Below are 2805 nucleotides of genomic sequence, written 5' to 3' on the forward strand. Positions count from 1 at the left end.
GTACAACCAAAAGTTTGATTGATTGTTTTATTTTATACATATTAAAAAGAGAGAATATTACTTCTCTCTCTAAAAAATATTTTAGAATATATATCCAATCTTAACTCCGATAGTTATATTTTTTCTTTCATTATTTGTTAAGTAATCTCCCTCGATTCCGTATGTCATACCTGAATCTCTTTGAACATTATAGTTTAATGCTAACTTTATAGATTCTTTTTCATTGTCTTTTCCTAAGATTGTGAAGCTAGATGTAGACCCTTGAATCCTTCCATGCATATTTTCATTATCATAACCGGCTATTCCATATACTCCAGCTAATCCAGCAGATAGTTGACTAACTACACCATCTCCATAAAGAGTTTTACTAATATTGAATCCCAACTCCCCATCTAGATAGTTATAGTTTTGTTTAGCTATATTTATGGACAGATTCTCTTTTGATTCTTCAATACTATTTTGAATAATTAAGGAGTATGAAAGAATACTTTTAAAACCAATGTTTATATCTTTAGGTAAAGGATAATCGTAAATCAAGCCACTATAGATATTAACTCCATTTGTTTTAGGTTTACTTTTAAAACTTAGATTCTGATAGTTGTTTTTTAATTTTCTGTTGACATCATACTCACCATATTGAATACCTGCTCCTGAGATTAAATTTAAATTAGGAGTATAAGAGAACTTACCATACGTTCCTAAATACATTGATTGTCCTTTAATACTAGAGTCTGTTGTCACTGTATCAAGACTATCTTTCTTTATCTCCTGATGTTTTGAAGTAGCACCACCAAAAATTCCACCAACTCTTAAGGTATCACTAATCTTTTTTTCATAAAGAGCATATCCCGTATTTATATTACCTTTAAAATTATCTTCAACGTCTCTATTAGAGATGTAACCACCATTTATATAGAAGTCTTTATCGATGGTATCTTGATCTGCAAATGGCAAAGAGGTAAATGTGTTCAACTCATTTTTAGATATTTTATTTAAATATTTATATATATTTTTCTTAGATATTTGATTTGTCAACATTTTTAGTTCATTTAAAGCTTCCTGCTCTCTGATTCCACCAAAAACAGTTTTTTTATTTGTTGCTGTAGTTGTTTCCCAAATACTGCCCATCTTTTTTGCATCTTTAATACTTTTGTAAACTTCATTCTCAATACTATCAAGACCTTGGATTTTATCTTTTATAGTAATTTGAACCAGAGAATTGCCTTTTTCATCAGCTATATTCAAATCTTTAATTTCGTGAGCTATGGAGTCTGAATCCAAAGTAATCTTAGATTTTAATAGTTTTTCATCACTATTAGTTAAATTTCTAACAAAAGTTTCTAAAGGTCTTCCCATATTTATTATAGAGTTCTCATTAGTTTTAGATACCATCATCTCAATTGAAAATTTATTTTTATCCTCTAAAGCCAGTGCTGTAGCATTTGAAAATTCAATATTTCTATCAGAGCCCCTAAAAGCATGTTGTATAAGATGACCATTTTTATCTTTCACATCTGTGTCTATATCTAAAGTTAGTGAATGAGTTCCAGATAAAGAGGGAGTATCTTTATCCCCAACAGCTTTACCAACCTCTACAACAGCGATATTTTTAAGCTTTGCATAGGGACCTAATATTATATTTGTCCCATATTTCCCGGTGAACTGCTCTGTAATTATAAGTTTGTTATATCCTGATCCAAGATCTATAGTTCCATTAACTCGTCCTTTCCCTCTAAATTCAATAGATTTAGCTTCTTTTTCAATGACGAGATTTTTATCAGAAATAACTCTATCTGTCCATTTTCTCCATTTTAATTCATCTTCTGGATTATCTCTCCAACTAGCAAATCCACTGAAAAAGCCATACTCTTTTTGAAGTGTTTGAATTTTTTCAAATTCAGCAAAATACTTATCACTAGCCTCTTTTTTTTCTTTACCTAAATTATAGTATGTTCTAACTAATTCTTTTTCTTTTTGAGTTTTTAAGGATGCAATATATTCTTCGTTTATATTGTCACCATTCTCTACCTTATAGTAATCCTTTGGCATTTGAGGGTCTTTTGTTAAGGCTGTCAGACTTTCTCCTAAATTTTTATTTAATTTATCATATCTCTCCATATTGTTTTTTAGAGGTATAACTTTAGTCACGTATTTTTCTAGCTCTTTTTCATACTCTCCACCCTTTTCGAATGGGATTATCCATTTAGCATTAAAATCATTTTCACTCATATTTCCATTTTTCAACTTTTGTTTATCAGCTACAAGTTTTTCAATTGCGTTAGAGTATTTAGAAGCAGATTCAGAAGTATTTTTTAATAACTCCTCTAAATCTTTTCCTTCACTTCCATAATAACTTCCTCCTGTTATTCTAAGATTTTCTTTAGAAATCCCCTTATCCTCTATAAAAATATTGGAATCCTTTGTATAAAGAATCTTTCCTTGCTCATTTTTAGGTTCATAAGTATATATTTTTGTGTATACAGTCTCCTTTAACGTTTGATCATATCCTTCTCTAATTCTAACCCCTTGTAAATCCCATAGAACTCTCCATTCGTCTTTGCCATTTTTTGTAAAAAGTTCCCCATTTTTTACTTCAGTTTCAATCCCTTTCTCTTTTAACTTAGTGTGAAGATATGTTGCTACTTCCTCTTTAGATTTACCCTGAATTTTTTCTCTATAATCTTTCATAGAGATATCTAAAGGATTGGCTGTGTCATAACTTTTATTTAAAGTTTTATTTATATTTTTATATACCCCTTCAATACTATATTTTTCATTTTTATTTTTTAATGTTTTTTCTACAGT

General features: G+C 29.3%; 1 protein-coding gene. It reads right to left on the reverse strand.

All coding sequences use genetic code 11. From position 1 onward, the window contains the following. Positions 1 to 81: 81 nt before the first annotated feature. Positions 82 to 2805 (reverse strand): autotransporter outer membrane beta-barrel domain-containing protein (locus ACMOUI_RS03880; RefSeq protein ID WP_418964426.1); only part of this gene is annotated, 2724 nt, incomplete at its 5' end.

Source organism: Cetobacterium sp. (assembly GCF_048470075.1).
Classification (GTDB): domain Bacteria; phylum Fusobacteriota; class Fusobacteriia; order Fusobacteriales; family Fusobacteriaceae; genus Cetobacterium_A.